Raw genomic sequence first — 14,022 nt, 5'->3', positions numbered from 1 at the left:
ACGCCAGCCCTTGGCTGTTTCCATTCTCTGGCCGTGGACGCCTGCCATGGCCGGGCGATCCCGTTCCGCAAAACAACAACAATAAGTGGACTCGAACATGCCGAACCTCTCACGCAACGCCCTTGCGGCGCCGCTGGCCCTACCTGTTCGCCTGTGCTGCCTGGCCCTCTCGGGGCTGGGCGTGGTGGTCGCTCCGGCGCAGGCCGCGGGCTTTATCGACGACAGCCACGGCACCCTGACCCTGCGCAATTACTACCTCGACCGCGACTACAAGGACGACGGCGCGAAAACCGCGGCCCGGGAATGGGCCCAGGGGGCGATCCTCAACCTGGAGTCGGGCTTTACCCCGGGGACCGTCGGCTTCGGCCTGGACGCCCGCGGGCTGCTGGGGATCAAGCTCGACTCGGCGCCGGACCGCAGCGGCACCGAACTGCTGCCGGTGTCGGCCAGCGACAAGCGCGCGGCGGACGAATACTCGCGCCTGGCGATGACCGCCAAGCTGCGCCTGGCCCAGACCAGCGTGAAGACCGGCGATGTGTCGATCTTCCTGCCGTTCGCCTTTGCCAGCCCGTCGCGGCTGCTGCCGCAGACCTTTCGCGGCACCACCCTCAGCTCCAAGGACATCGACGGCCTGACCCTCAACACCGGCTATATCGACCGCATCAACAAGCGCGATTCCACCGACTACCAGGCGCTGAGCATCGCCTCGCCGAACCGGCGCTTCAACGGCGCGGCCACCTCGTCGCACATGGCTTACCTGGGGGGCGATTACCAGGTCGATCCGGACCTCAGCCTGCGCGTCTACCACGCCGAAGTGGCGGACTTCTACCAGCAGGACACCCTGGCCCTGCTGCATAACTTCAAGCTCGGGGACGGGGTGCTGAGCAGCGACCTGCGCAGTTTCTTCAGCCGCGAAGACGGCAGCGCCAAGGCCGGCAAGGTGGACAACCGCAACCTCTCGGCGCTGTTCGCCTATCGCTGGGGCGGGCATCGCCTGAGCCTGGGCTACATGCACGCCAGCGGCGACACGGCGACGCCTTACCTGTCGGGCACCGAATTGATGGGCATGAGCGAACTGACCATGAGTTCCGATTTTCTCAATGCCCGGGAACGGACCTGGCAGGCCATCTACGACTACGATTTCGCCGCCGCCGGGCTGCCCGGGCTGAAGAGCCGCCTGCGCTACGTGCGCGGCGACCATATCGAACTGGCGGCGCTGAATGCCGAGGACCGCAAGGAGCGGGAGTTCCAGATGGAGCTGGGGTACGTGATCCAGAGCGGGCCGCTGAAGAACCTCGGGCTGCTGGCGCGCAAGTCGATCTACCGCAACGATTTCCCCGCCGGCGCGGCGTTCCGCGATGAAAACCAGACCCGCTTCCTGGTGCTCTACACGCTGCCGATCTGGTGACGCCGCGAGCCGCAGCTCCTGACCCTGTAGCCGCTGCCGAGCCCGCGAGGCTGCGATCGGCAACGCAGTTGCCGCAAAACCTGCCTCCGTGATCTGCCTGGATAAAGGCGTTCGCCGGGTTGCGACGGCTACGCCATCGATCGCAGCCTGCGGCAGCGGCTACAGGGATCGCGGTGTCGGGGTAGCCGCTGCCGAGCCCGCGAGGCTGCGATCGGCAACGCAGTTGCCGCAAAACCTGCCTCCGCGATCTGCCTGAATGAAGGCGTTGGCCGGTTTGCGACGGCTACGCCGTCGATCGCAGCCTGCGGCAGCGGCTACAGGGATCGCGGTGTCGGGGTAGCCGCTGCCGAGCTTGCAAGGCTGCGATCGGCAACGCAGTTGCCGCAAAACCTGCCTCCGCGATCTGCCTGGATAAAGGCGTTCGCCGGGTTGCGGCGGCTGCGCCATCGATCGCTGCCTGCGGCAGCGGCTACAGGGATCGCGGTGTCGGGGTAGCCGCTGCCGAGCCCGCGAGGCTGCGATCGGCAACGCAGTTGCCGCAAAACCTGCCTCCGCGATCTGCCTGGATAAAGGCGTTGGCCGGGTTGCGACGGCTGCGCCGCCGATCGCAGCCTGCGGCAGCGGCTACAGGGATCGCGGTGTCGGGGTAGCCGCTGCCGAGCCCGCGAGGCTGCGATCGGCAACGTAGTTGCCGCAAAACCTGCCTCCGCGATCTGCCTGAATAAAGGCGTTCGCCGGGTTGCGACGGCTGCGCCGTCGATCGCAGCCTGCGGCAGCGGCTACAGGGATCGCGGTGTCGGGGTAGCCGCTGCCGAGCCTGCGAGGCTGCGATCGGCAACGCAGTTGCCGCAAAACCTGCCTCCGCGATCTGCCTGGATAAAGGCGTTCGCCGGGTTGCGACGGCTACGCCGTCGATCGCAGCCTGCGGCAGCGGCTACAGGGATCGCATGGATCGCAGGCTGGCGGCTACTGCTGGTAGACCTTTTTCAGCAGCCTGAGCAGTTCTTCGCGTTCCTGGTCGTCGAGGGAGGCGGTGGCGTCCTGGTCGCTTTCAGCGGCGATCAGCTTCAGTTCCTTGAGCAGGGTCTCGCCGGTCTTGCTGAGGAAGATCCCGTAGGAGCGCTTGTCCGGTTTGCAGCGCACCCGCACCGCCAGCGCCCGCTCTTCCAGCTTGTTCAGCAACGGCACCACCTGCGGCGGCTCGATGGCCAGCGCCCGGGCCAGGTCGGCCTGCATCAGCCCGGGATGCTGCTCGATGATCGCCAGGGCCGAGAACTGCGCCGGCCGCAGGTCGTGGCTCGACAGGCGGCCAATCAGGTTCTGGAACAGTTTCAGCTGCGCCCGGCGCATGGCGTAACCGATCAGGTCGTCCAGGGCAGAGTCCAGGGACGCCTGGGTTTCGCTGTCGGCGACGGGGGCCTCGGCGGCGGTGGCTATCTTGTTGGAAGACTTGGCCATTGCAGGGGAAATCCTCGGGCTGGCAGTTAAGAAGGCTATCTAGTTTGCCGGGATTGACCGGGGATAGCCATGGCCGCTGGCAGATGTCTTGGCCTTGAAACGCTCCGGGCACCTGAGAAAGCTTAGTTAATTTTATTAATAGTTAATTGACATAACTAATTCGGCGGTTTAGTTTTTGCCCATCTCAAGCCAAGAACAAAGAGAGCAATCGCCATGAACAACTACGAAGGTCGCTGGACAACCGTCAAGGTCGAGATCGAAGAGGGGATCGCCTGGGTCATCCTCAACCGTCCGGAAAAACGCAACGCCATGAGCCCGACCCTGAACCGCGAGATGGTCGACGTGCTGGAGACGCTGGAGCAGGACCCGGCCGCCGGCGTGCTGGTGTTGACCGGCGCGGGCGAAGCCTGGACCGCGGGCATGGACCTCAAGGAATACTTTCGCGAAGTGGACGCCGGCCCGGAGATCCTCCAGGAAAAGATCCGCCGCGAGGCCTCGCAATGGCAATGGAAGCTGCTGCGCATGTACGCCAAGCCGACCATCGCCATGGTCAACGGCTGGTGCTTCGGCGGCGGCTTCAGCCCATTGGTGGCCTGCGACCTGGCGATCTGCGCCGATGAAGCGACCTTCGGCCTCTCGGAAATCAACTGGGGCATCCCGCCGGGCAACCTGGTGAGCAAGGCCATGGCCGACACCGTGGGCCATCGCCAGGCGCTGTACTACATCATGACCGGCAAGACCTTCGGCGGGCAGAAAGCCGCCGAGATGGGCCTGGTCAACGAGAGCGTGCCGCTTGCGCAACTGCGCGAAACCACTGTCGAGCTGGCGCGCAACCTGCTGGAGAAGAACCCGGTGGTGCTGCGGGCCGCCAAGCACGGCTTCAAGCGCTGCCGCGAGCTGACCTGGGAGCAGAACGAGGATTACCTGTACGCCAAGCTCGACCAGTCGCGCCTGCTGGACACCGAAGGCGGCCGCGAGCAGGGCATGAAGCAGTTCCTCGACGACAAGAGCATCAAGCCCGGCCTGCAGGCTTACAAGCGCTGATGCAAACCCGGCGGGCGGCAGCGTCCGCCTGCTGTTCGACGCAGCGCCCAGGTGCTGGCGTGAACCGCTCCAATGCATTCCCGATAAAGACAATAAAGAGGAATCACCATGCTGGACGTGCCCCTGCTGATCGGCGGCCAGTCGTGCCCCGCCCGCGACGGTCGAACCTTCGAACGGCGTAATCCGGTGACTGGCGCCGTCGTCTCGCGCGCCGCCGCCGCCACCCTGGAAGACGCGGACGCCGCCGTGGCCGCGGCCCAGGCGGCATTTCCGGCCTGGGCGGCGCTGGCGCCCAATGAGCGACGCAGCCGCCTGCTGCGCGCAGCCGAGCAATTGCAGGCCCGTAGCGCGGAGTTCATCGCCGCGGCCGGCGAGACCGGGGCCATGGCTAACTGGTACGGCTTCAACGTGCAACTGGCGGCGAATATCCTGCGCGAAGCCGCGTCCATGACCACCCAGATCAATGGCGAGGTCATCCCCTCCGACGTGCCCGGCAGCTTCGCCATGGCCCTGCGCCAGCCGTGCGGCGTGGTGCTGGGCATCGCGCCGTGGAACGCCCCGGTGATCCTCGCCACTCGCGCCATCGCCATGCCGCTGGCCTGCGGCAACACTGTGGTGCTCAAGGCGTCCGAGCTGAGCCCGGCGGTGCATCGGCTGATCGGCCAGGTGTTGCAGGAGGCCGGCCTCGGTGACGGCGTGGTGAATGTCATCAGCAACGCCCCCGAGGATGCCCCGGCCATTGTCGAGCGGTTGATCGCCAATCCGGCGGTGCGCCGGGTCAACTTCACCGGCTCGACCCGGGTCGGGCGCATCGTCGGCGAGCTCTCGGCGCGGCACCTCAAGCCGGCCCTGCTGGAGCTGGGCGGCAAGGCGCCGCTGCTGGTGCTGGAGGATGCCGACCTGGATGCCGCGGTGCAGGCCGCGGCCTTCGGCGCCTACTTCAACCAGGGGCAGATCTGCATGTCCACCGAGCGCCTGATTGTCGATGCGCGGGTGGCCGAGGACTTCGTCGCCAGGCTGGCGGCGAAGATCGCCAGCTTGCCGGCGGGCAACCCGGAGGCCGCGGACTCGGTGCTCGGTTCGCTGGTGGACGCCAGTGCCGGCACGCGCATCCAGGGGCTGATCGACGATGCCCTGGAGCAGGGCGCGACCCTGGTCGCCGGTGGCCAATTGGCCGGCAGCATTCTGCAGCCGACCTTGCTCGACGGCGTCACCGCGGGCATGCGCCTGTACCGCGAGGAGTCCTTCGGGCCGGTGGCGGTGGTGCTGCGCGGCGCGGGCGACGAAGCACTGCTGCGGCTGGCCAACGATTCCGAGTTCGGCCTGTCGGCGGCGATCTTCAGCCGCGACACCGGGCGCGCCCTGGCCCTGGCGCAACGGCTCGAATCGGGTATCTGCCATATCAATGGCCCGACCGTGCACGACGAGGCGCAGATGCCGTTTGGCGGGGTCAAGGCCAGCGGCTACGGCAGCTTTGGTGGCAAGGCGGCCATCGAGCAGTTCACCCAGTTGCGCTGGATTACCCTGCAGAACGGTCCACGGCACTACCCGATCTGAACTCCGGCCCCCGGACCCAACAATCACAAGGCCCCAGCCCCTGGCTGCCAGGTCCCCGGTCGAACTTGCCGGCGATGGGCCTTGATGGAGGACAAACACGTGAATTCCGAATTCAGATCGCCAGCGCCGAACGCGGCCGCCGCGCCGCCTTATCGCCAGGTGGCCATCGCCCATCCCGCGGTCGAGGTCAGCGAAGAGCAGGGCATCCTGCACATGCGTTCCCTGGAGCCCCTGGCCGAGCTGCCGAGGCGCCTGCTGGACCGCCTGGTGCATTGGGCCTGGGTGCGCCCGCAGCAGACCTTTGTCGCCGCGCGCCAGGACGGCGGCGACTGGCGCCGGGTGAGCTACGCCGAGATGCTGGCCAGCGTGCGCGCCATCGCCCAGAGCCTGCTGGGGTATGGCCTGTCGGCCGAGAGGCCGCTGGTGCTGCTTTCCGGCAACGATATCGAACACCTGCAACTGGCCCTGGGGGCGATGTACGCCGGGATTCCCTATTGCCCGGTGTCGCCGGCCTATTCGCTGTTGTCCCAGGATTTCGCCAAGCTGCGGCATGTCTGCGACCTGATGCGGCCCGGGCTGGTGTTCGTCAGCGATGGCGCGGCTTTCCAGCGGGCGATCGATGCCGTGCTGCCGAACGACACGCCGCTGATCGTGGTGCGTGGCACCGTGGCGGGCCGGCCGCAGCGCGATTTTGCCAGCCTGTTGCAACACCCCGGCGACGCCGAGGCCGAAGCGGCGTTCGCCGCCACCGGCCCGGACAGCATCGCCAAGTTTCTTTTTACCTCGGGCTCGACCAAGCTGCCCAAGGCGGTGGTCACCACCCAACGCATGCTCTGCGCCAACCAGCAGATGCTGTTGCAGACCTTCCCGGTGTTCGGCGAGGAACCCCCGGTGCTGGTGGACTGGTTGCCGTGGAACCACACCTTCGGCGGCAGCCACAACCTCGGCATCGTGCTCTACAACGGCGGCACCTTTTACCTGGACGACGGCAAGCCGACGGCCCAGGGCTTTGCCGAGACCCTGCGCAACCTCAAGGAAATCGCCCCCACCGCCTACCTGACGGTGCCCAAGGGCTGGGAAGAACTGGTCAACGCCCTGGAGCAGGACGGCGAGTTGCGCGAGCGTTTCTTCTCACGCATGAAGCTGTTCTTTTTCGCCGCGGCCGGCCTGTCCCAGAGAGTCTGGGATCGTCTCGACCGGGTGGCCGAAGCCCATTGCGGCGAACGCATCCGCATGATGGCCGGGCTCGGCATGACCGAGGCATCGCCGTCCTGCACTTTCACCACCGGGCCCTTGTCCATGGCCGGTTATATCGGCCTGCCGGCCCCGGGTTGCGAGGTGCGCCTGGTGCCGGTGGACGGCAAGCTGGAAGGGCGCTTTCGCGGGCCGCACATCATGCCAGGCTACTGGCGCGCGCCGCAGCAGACCGCCGAAGCCTTCGACGAGCAGGGTTTCTACTGCTCCGGCGATGCGCTGAAACTGGTCGACGCCGCCGACCCGCAACTGGGCCTGATGTTCGACGGGCGCATCGCCGAGGACTTCAAGCTCGGCTCCGGGGTGTTCGTCAGCGTCGGCCCGTTGCGCAATCGCGCGGTGCTCGAAGGCTCGCCCTATGTGCAGGACCTGGTGGTGACCGCGCCGGACCGCGAATGCCTGGGGGCGCTGGTGTTTCCGCGGCTGTACGAATGCCGGCGGCTGGCCGGCTTGCCCGCGAATGCCAGCGATGCCGAGGTCCTGGCCAGCGCGCCGGTGCGGCGTTGGTTCGGCGATTGGCTGCAACGCCTCAACCGCGAGGCCAGCGGCAACGCCAGCCGCCTGGAGTGGATCGCGCTGCTCGACGAACCGGCCTCCATCGATCGTGGGGAAATCACCGACAAGGGCTCGATCAACCAGCGCGCGGTGTTGCAGTGGCGGGCTGACAAGGTCGAGGCGCTGTATCGCGGCGAGGAGCCTTCGATCCTGCGCGCCGAGCCTGGCCGGTGAGGGTCGCGGCCCCCTGAGGGCCGCAATGTCGCCAGTGCCGTGGCCACGGCACTGGACATCCCCCGGAAGCGCTTTGCCATCGCTGCCGAGGTCGCCATCTTGCGCAAGAGCCCTTTGGTGCATGGTCATTCGGACCACCTTCACCTATGACCTGAGCATCCAAGTGACGCCACAGCGGACCGCTGCGCTGAATGTGTGTTTTCCCTGGTTGCAATCCACGCCCCTTGCATTCAACTGAACCGGCTTCTGGCCCGCGGCTTTTTTCTATAGCCTACGGCTCCACTTCGCCGGCGCGATGGTGGCTGGCGCGAGCAGGATTTTTTTTGGATGCCGGGATTCGACATACACTGAATCTGCGTTCGTTAAGTGAAGAGGCGAGGGCGTATGGCGGTTGAGCGACGGGATTTCAGTGGCGGCATGAAGGGCAAGAACCTGCGTTACCTGGAAGAAACGCGGGTAGCGCCCGCGGCTACTACCCGGGCGGGTTTCCTGCTGCTCGAACACTTCTCGTTGCCGGCCTTCACCCAGGCCCTGGATACCATCGTCACCGCCAACCTGCTGCGTCCTGCCTTGTTCTCGCCGCGCACCTTTGGCTTGCAGGACGGTGAAGTCACCAGCGACCTCGGGTTGGTGATCCGCCCCGATGCGCGCCTGAACGCTCAGGCGCTCAAGGAGCTGGACCTGCTGGTGATCTGCGGCGGCTACCGCACGGAGCTCAAGGCCGATCCCGAGCTGGTCAGCCTGCTGAAGGCCGCCGCCGAGCTGGGCATCACCCTGGCCGGGCTGTGGAACGGGGCGTGGTTCCTCGGCGTCTCGGGGTTGCTGGAGGGTTACCGCTGCGCGATCCACCCGGAACACCGCCCCGCGCTGGCGGAGATTTCCAAGGTCACCCATGTCACCAGCGAAGCCTTTGTGGTGGACCGCGACCGGCTCACCGCCTCCAGTCCCGCCGGCGCCTTCCATATGGCCCTGGAGTGGATCAAGGGGTTGCACGGCAAGGCGCTGGTCGAGGGTATCGAGGACATTCTGTCGTTCGAGGAATCCCGCTACCGGCGCATCAAACCGACCCTGCACATCTCGTTGAGCGCGCCCTTGCGCGAGGTGGTCAATCTGATGGACGCCAACCTCGAAGAGCCGCTGCAAATGGAGCAACTGGCGGAGTATGCCGGGCGTTCCCGGCGGCAGATCGAGCGTCTGTTCAAGGAGCAGTTGGGCACCACGCCACAGCGCTATTACCTGGAGCTGCGCATCACCGAAGCGCGCCGATTGCTGCAGCACACCGAGCTGTCCCAGGTCGAGGTGCTGGTGGCTTGCGGCTTCGTGTCGCCGAGCCATTTCAGCAAGTGCTACAGCTCGTATTTCGGCTACCGGCCTTCGAAGGAAAAGCGCCTGGTGAAATGACCGCGGACGTCAGCGTCCATCAGCGTTCGAGCCACCAATATAAAAGTGTCTCATCCTCGTCATCATCCAGGTTTTTATAGATGTTGGAGTAGTACCACTGAGTCGCTGATCTATCTCGAAACCTGTTAAAGACATCGTTGATCTTCTCCATCCCGTTGCGCGCCGGAATCGCCAACGACAGGTTTCCCTCAAATACACCGTCCAGGGTTCCACCCAGCTCACAGGCCACGGTGTTTTCCAGCCAGGCTATTTCTTCTTGAGGAATAGCGTCCGCATAGATCTGGATGCAGAAATTCCCGCCTCGTTGCAAGACGACGGCAGGTGCTTCTCTGTCTTTGATTGAAACAATATCTCCCCGTGCCAGGTTCAGCGCGATACCCGGAGAGGAGAGCAGTTCGTAAGTGTCCTGATCGATCTTGCGAGCGGGCAGCTCTTCAAAAAAAGGGCCGTCATCATCTGCTACATAAACTTGAATCAGAACGGCTGCTTCTTTGTCGTTCATGCACTGCTCCGTGGCTGTAGCTCTTCGCTGAATAATTGGCTTGTAACCAACCCTGAAATGGCTCTTGGATTTCTGTGCCCATATCTCATCTCAAGATCATCGATTTTTTGAAATAACCCCCGTCATGTACTGATGCAGGTCGCGCAGATCCTTAATGCTCCAAGCGTGCGGCGGTATCTTTACACCGTTCTCTTGCAGGGTTCTTGGAATCAGGTCTCCATTTGGACGAAGTATGATCGATGACACAATAACGCCCGGGTAATCATTGAGCCGTTTCTTGAAAGCGGATGTCGTAAGGTCGGGTGTTGGCGGGGTGCTTTTATTGGCCAAGGGGCCGGTTCCCTTGATCTCGGCTCCGTGGCACACGGCACACCTCTGCGAGTAGAGTTTTTTCCCGTTGGCATTGTCCGCGAAGGACAGTGGTGTTTGAGCGAGCGCTAGAATTCCTAGCGAAGCGATGAATAGTACTTTCACTTTCCATGTGGCCTTGTTGTATGAATTAGTCTGGATCGAGGGCAAACCCCGGCGGTGCCACTGCAACACTCAATGCTCTCGATAACATTTGAAGCGAAGCAAAGCCTGCCCATCTCAAGCGCTCGGCAATTGTGACTCAAGAGACTCAGTGTCTTCGATTTCTTGAGGGGCGATCATATTGCTTTTTGGCGCCTGTAAATGACATGGATTCAATCGTTATCGCCTTCCGGCAAGCGCTGCATGGCCCGGTCGGCCGGGTTTAAACCTGCTTGGCCTGGCGTCCGCGCGGCTTGGGTTTTGCCGGCACGCTGTCGCCATATTCGCTCCACCAGATGGCCAGCGCCTCCATCGTCGGGCCCAGCGCGCGGGCCTTGGCGGTGATCTCGTATTCGACCCGTGGCGGCACTTCGGCGAAGACCGTGCGCGACACCAACCCGTCTTTTTCCAGCTCGCGAAGTTGCGCGGTCAGCATGTGCTGGGTGATGCCGCTAATGGCTTTTCGCAACTCGCCGAAGCGGTAGACCCACTGATTGAGCAACCACATGATTTCCAGCTTCCACTTGCCTGAGAGCAGGGCGAATGCCCGGCGCATACCCAGCCCTGTCCTGTCGGTTTGTTTAACGCCCACCAGCGCTCACGTCGCCACGTTCGATGCCCGGAAAGGCGCGCGCGTGGCGGCGCGGGCCGCCAATGCCGCCAGCCCGGCGGCCACCACCAGCACTGCCGCGCTCAGTTCGAAGGTCGCCTGATAACCGCTCAGGTCGAAGGCCAGGCCGCCCACCGTGGCGCCTGCGGTTATCGCCAGCTGGATGATCGCTACCATCAAGCCACCGCCGGCTTCCGCATTGCCCGGCAGGGCACGGGTCAGCCAGGTCCACCAGGCGACCGGAGCGGCGGTCGCCACCAATCCCCAGAGACCCAGCAGGACGCTGGTGACCGACACCGAAGCGCCAAACGCCACCAGGGCCATGGCGATCGCCGCCATCATCAGCGGAATGATGATCAGCGTGCGATACAGCGCGTTTTTCAGGAAGGCTTCGATCAGGAAGGTGCCGGCCAGGCCGGCGACGCCGATTACCAGCAGCATCAGCGACAGCGTCGACACCTGGACCTGGGTGACCGTTTCCAGGAAGGGCCGCAGGTAGGTGAACAGCATGAACTGGCCCATGAAAAACAGGCTGACCGCCAGCATGCCCAGGGCCACCGTGATTCTTTTCATCAGGCTGAAGACATTGCCGGTGCCGGCGGCAGGCTGCGCTTTCAGCGGTGGCAGGCTGACCAGCAGCCAGAGGGCGGCGAGGGCGGCCACTGGCACCACGCAGAAGAACGCCCCGCGCCAGCCGATCAGCGAGCCGAGGAAGCTGCCCAGGGGCGCGGCGATCACGGTCGCCAGGGCATTGCCGCCGTTGACGATGGCCAGGGCGCGCGGCACCTGGTTCTGCGGCACCAGGCGCAGGGTGGTGGCCGCCGACAGCGACCAGAAGCCGCCGATTGCCACGCCGATCAGCGCGCGACCGGCCATGAAACTCAGGTAGTCCGGGGCGAATGCCACCAGGGTTCCGGAGACGATCATCAGCAGGGTCAGGGACAACAGCAGCCGCTTGCGGTCGACCCGGGCCGCCACCGAGGCGATCAGCAGGCTGGTGAACAGGGCAAACAGGCCGGAGACGGCAATGCCCTGGCCGGCTTGCCCCTCGCTGACCTGCAGGTCCGCGGCGATAGGCGTCAGCAGGCTGACCGGCATGAACTCGGAGGCCACCAGGGCAAAGGCGGCGAGGGCCATGGCCAGCACGGCGCCCCAGGTGTGCCGGCCCTCGGGCGATTCGGCGTGGAAGGTAGCGGTCATGGAGACAGGTTTCCTGTATGGCTGGAAACGCCCGTGTTGATCGACACGCTTTTGCGGGCCGGGTCTTTGCGGGCGCTTCTGTTTATAAGTGGGCGCACGGCAGGTGCGTGAATGACGACTGACAGCCTTGCCTGTCAGCCGCCCCGGCGCTGGAGCAGGTCCAGGCGCGACCGGGGAAAAACGCGGCACCGGAACCGGTACCGCGAAGCAAAAGGGTGCCCAAGCTGGGCACCCGCCGGACCGCTTAAGGTGGCTCGGGATCAGGCGATTGCTGCGCTCAGCCCGCCAGGGTGGCGTTGTCGATGACGAAGCGGTACTTGACGTCGCCCTTGAGCATGCGTTCGTAGGAGTCGTTGATCTGGTCCGCGCGCACCAGTTCGATGTCGGCGACGATGCCGTGCTCGGCGCAGAAGTCGAGCATCTCCTGGGTCTCGGCAATGCCGCCGATCATCGAGCCGGAGAGGGTCCGGCGCTTCATGATCAGGTTGAACACATTGGGCGAGTCATGGGGAGTCGCCGGGGCGCCCACCAGGGTCATGGTGCCGTCGCGCTTGAGCAGCACCAGGAACGCGTCGAGATTGTGGGGCGCGGCCACGGTGTTGAGGATCAGGTCGAAGCTCTTGGCGTGGGCCGCCATTTCCTCGGCATTGCGCGACACCACCACTTCGTCGGCGCCCAGTTGCAGGGCGGCCTCGCGCTTGGCGTCGGAGGTGGTGAAGGCCACCACATGCGCGCCCAGCGCGTGGGCCAGCTTGATGCCCATATGGCCGAGGCCACCGATACCGACCACGCCGACCTTCTTGCCGGGCCCGACGTTCCAGTGGCGCAGCGGCGAATAGGTGGTGATGCCCGCGCACAGCAGCGGCGCGACGGCGGCCAGTTGCTCCTCGGGGTGGCGGATGCGCAGCACGTAGCGCTCGTGAACCACGATCTGTTGCGAGTAGCCGCCCAGGGTCCAGCCCGGGGCATCCGGGGTCGGGAAGTTATAGGTGCCGATCATGCCGTCGCAGTAGTTCTCCAGGCCGTCCTCGCAGTCGGCGCAGTGCTTGCAGCTGTCGACGATGCAGCCGATGCCGACCAGGTCGCCCGGGCGGAAACCGTGCACATGGGCGCCGACCGCCGCGACCCGGCCGACGATCTCGTGGCCGGGTACGCAGGGAAACTGCGTGCCGTACCACTCGGCGCGCACCTGGTGCAGGTCCGAGTGGCAGATGCCGCAGAAGGCGATGTCGATCTGCACGTCATGGGCGCCGGGGGCGCGGCGGGTGATCTGCAGGGGTTGAAGAGGTCGGTCGCCCGCATGGGCGCCATAGGCGTTGACTAACATTGCACACTCCATCCAGCATTACGTTGGATGGTCATTTTCCCGGCCAGGCCCAAGCGGCCTGTAGTGCATTCCGCTGGAATTCTTGCCCGATTCTCTGGACTTTGTTTTTTTCGGTAGGACGCCCGCAAGGGCCGGGTTAACGTTTGGCGAGGAGGGTACACACCGACATGACACGCCAACACGACACCCGCGTCCAGACGCCCCAGGAAACCCTCGCGCGCCTCATTGGCGCCCGGATCAAACACTCGGGAGACTACTCGACAGCGATCCCCGGCCTGGGTTTCTTTCGCCGCGACATCCCTTCGCCGCCCTCTGTGTGCATGGTCGAGCCGAGCATCATCCTCGTCGCCCAAGGGGCGAAACAGCTGTGGGTCGGCGGCGAAGCCTACCCGTACGACACCTCGCGCTTTCTCGTCACTTCATTGGACCTGCCGGCCAATTCCGAAGTGACGGCGGCCAGCCTGGAACAACCCTGCCTGGGGCTGGGCTTCAAGCTCGATCCACGGATGCTGGCGGAGCTGGCCGCCCAGGGCGGGCTGCTGCAACCTCGCGATCGAAGCACAGGCAAAGGCGTGGGCATCGGCACCGCGACCCAGGCCATGCTCACCTCGTTCGTGCGCCTGCTGCAGCTGCTGGACGAGCCCGAAGCCATTCCGGTACTGGCCCCGCTGATCCAGCGCGAGATCCACTACCGCCTGCTGATGAGCGACCAGTCGGCACGGTTGCGGCAGATCGCCTCCGTCGACGGCCAGGGCCACCGCATCGCCAGGGCCATCGATTGGCTGAAACTGAATTACACCGCGCAACTGCGCGTCGATGAACTCGCGTCCCGCGTGCAGATGAGCACACCCACCTTCCACCACCACTTCCGCCAACTCACCGCCATGAGCCCGCTGCAATACCAGAAATGGCTACGACTGACCGAAGCCAAACGCCTGATGATGAACGAACACCTGGACGTATCGAGTGCCGCCTTCAAGGTGGGCTATGAAAGTCCGTCGCAGTTCAGTCGGGAGTACAGC

12 protein-coding genes are annotated in these 14,022 nt (G+C 64.9%); 6 read left to right on the top strand and 6 right to left on the bottom strand.

Features of this window, described 5'->3' with window-relative positions:
• Positions 1–97 precede the first annotated feature (97 nt).
• Positions 98–1,408, top strand: coding sequence for an OprD family porin (locus J4D28_RS29940; RefSeq protein ID WP_038633253.1), 1,311 nt, complete (start codon positions 98–100; stop codon positions 1,406–1,408).
• Positions 1,409–2,374: 966 nt separating this feature from the next.
• On the opposite strand, the gene J4D28_RS29935 is transcribed toward J4D28_RS29940, so the two are convergent.
• Positions 2,375–2,866, bottom strand: a complete 492-nt coding sequence (locus J4D28_RS29935; RefSeq protein WP_028682317.1) for a MarR family winged helix-turn-helix transcriptional regulator — start codon at positions 2,864–2,866, stop codon at positions 2,375–2,377.
• A gap of 213 nt (positions 2,867–3,079) precedes the next feature.
• Here J4D28_RS29935 and J4D28_RS29930 point away from each other — a divergent pair, with 213 nt between their 5' ends.
• The 4 genes from J4D28_RS29930 to J4D28_RS29915 all read left to right on the top strand — a co-directional run bounded on the left by J4D28_RS29930 (position 3,080) and on the right by J4D28_RS29915 (position 8,851).
• On the top strand, positions 3,080–3,910 hold the full coding sequence (locus tag J4D28_RS29930; protein ID WP_103331965.1) for a p-hydroxycinnamoyl CoA hydratase/lyase: 831 nt from the start codon (positions 3,080–3,082) through the stop codon (positions 3,908–3,910).
• A gap of 108 nt (positions 3,911–4,018) precedes the next feature.
• On the top strand, positions 4,019–5,467 hold the full coding sequence (locus J4D28_RS29925) for an aldehyde dehydrogenase (RefSeq protein ID WP_028682319.1): 1,449 nt from the start codon (positions 4,019–4,021) through the stop codon (positions 5,465–5,467).
• Positions 5,468–5,566: 99 nt separating this feature from the next.
• Positions 5,567–7,450: a feruloyl-CoA synthase gene (locus J4D28_RS29920; RefSeq protein WP_103331964.1), complete on the top strand. Its 1,884-nt coding sequence runs from the start codon at positions 5,567–5,569 to the stop codon at positions 7,448–7,450.
• A gap of 384 nt (positions 7,451–7,834) precedes the next feature.
• Positions 7,835–8,851, top strand: coding sequence for a GlxA family transcriptional regulator (locus J4D28_RS29915; RefSeq protein ID WP_103331963.1), 1,017 nt, complete (start codon positions 7,835–7,837; stop codon positions 8,849–8,851).
• A 19-nt stretch (positions 8,852–8,870) separates the two neighbouring features.
• Here the strand turns inward: J4D28_RS29915 and J4D28_RS29910 are convergent, their stop codons facing one another.
• The 5 genes from J4D28_RS29910 to J4D28_RS29890 all read right to left on the bottom strand — a co-directional run bounded on the left by J4D28_RS29910 (position 8,871) and on the right by J4D28_RS29890 (position 13,000).
• A complete protein-coding gene (locus J4D28_RS29910; protein ID WP_103331962.1) occupies positions 8,871–9,353 on the bottom strand; it encodes a DUF4265 domain-containing protein in 483 nt (160 codons plus the stop codon).
• Between the two features lie 96 nt (positions 9,354–9,449).
• Positions 9,450–9,827, bottom strand: coding sequence for a cytochrome c (locus tag J4D28_RS29905; protein ID WP_080684179.1), 378 nt, complete (start codon positions 9,825–9,827; stop codon positions 9,450–9,452).
• Between the two features lie 259 nt (positions 9,828–10,086).
• On the bottom strand, positions 10,087–10,419 hold the full coding sequence (locus J4D28_RS29900) for a helix-turn-helix domain-containing protein (protein ID WP_028682323.1): 333 nt from the start codon (positions 10,417–10,419) through the stop codon (positions 10,087–10,089).
• A gap of 42 nt (positions 10,420–10,461) precedes the next feature.
• Complete coding sequence (locus J4D28_RS29895; protein ID WP_103331961.1) at positions 10,462–11,673, bottom strand: MFS transporter; 1,212 nt, start codon at positions 11,671–11,673, stop codon at positions 10,462–10,464.
• 277 nt (positions 11,674–11,950) lie between these two features.
• Positions 11,951–13,000 (bottom strand): NAD(P)-dependent alcohol dehydrogenase, encoded by a 1,050-nt coding sequence (locus J4D28_RS29890; RefSeq protein WP_103331960.1) that lies wholly within the window; start codon positions 12,998–13,000, stop codon positions 11,951–11,953.
• A gap of 167 nt (positions 13,001–13,167) precedes the next feature.
• On the opposite strand from J4D28_RS29890, the gene J4D28_RS29885 reads away from it, so the two are divergent.
• Positions 13,168–14,022: AraC family transcriptional regulator (locus J4D28_RS29885; RefSeq protein WP_207246515.1), on the top strand; the 855-nt coding region annotated here is incomplete at its 3' end.

Source organism: Pseudomonas sp. GW531-T4, from assembly GCF_017349615.1.
GTDB lineage: Bacteria > Pseudomonadota > Gammaproteobacteria > Pseudomonadales > Pseudomonadaceae > Aquipseudomonas > Aquipseudomonas chlororaphis_I.
The sequence above is the reverse complement of the archived record's forward strand: the minus strand, read 5'-3'. Positions and strand labels throughout refer to the sequence as shown.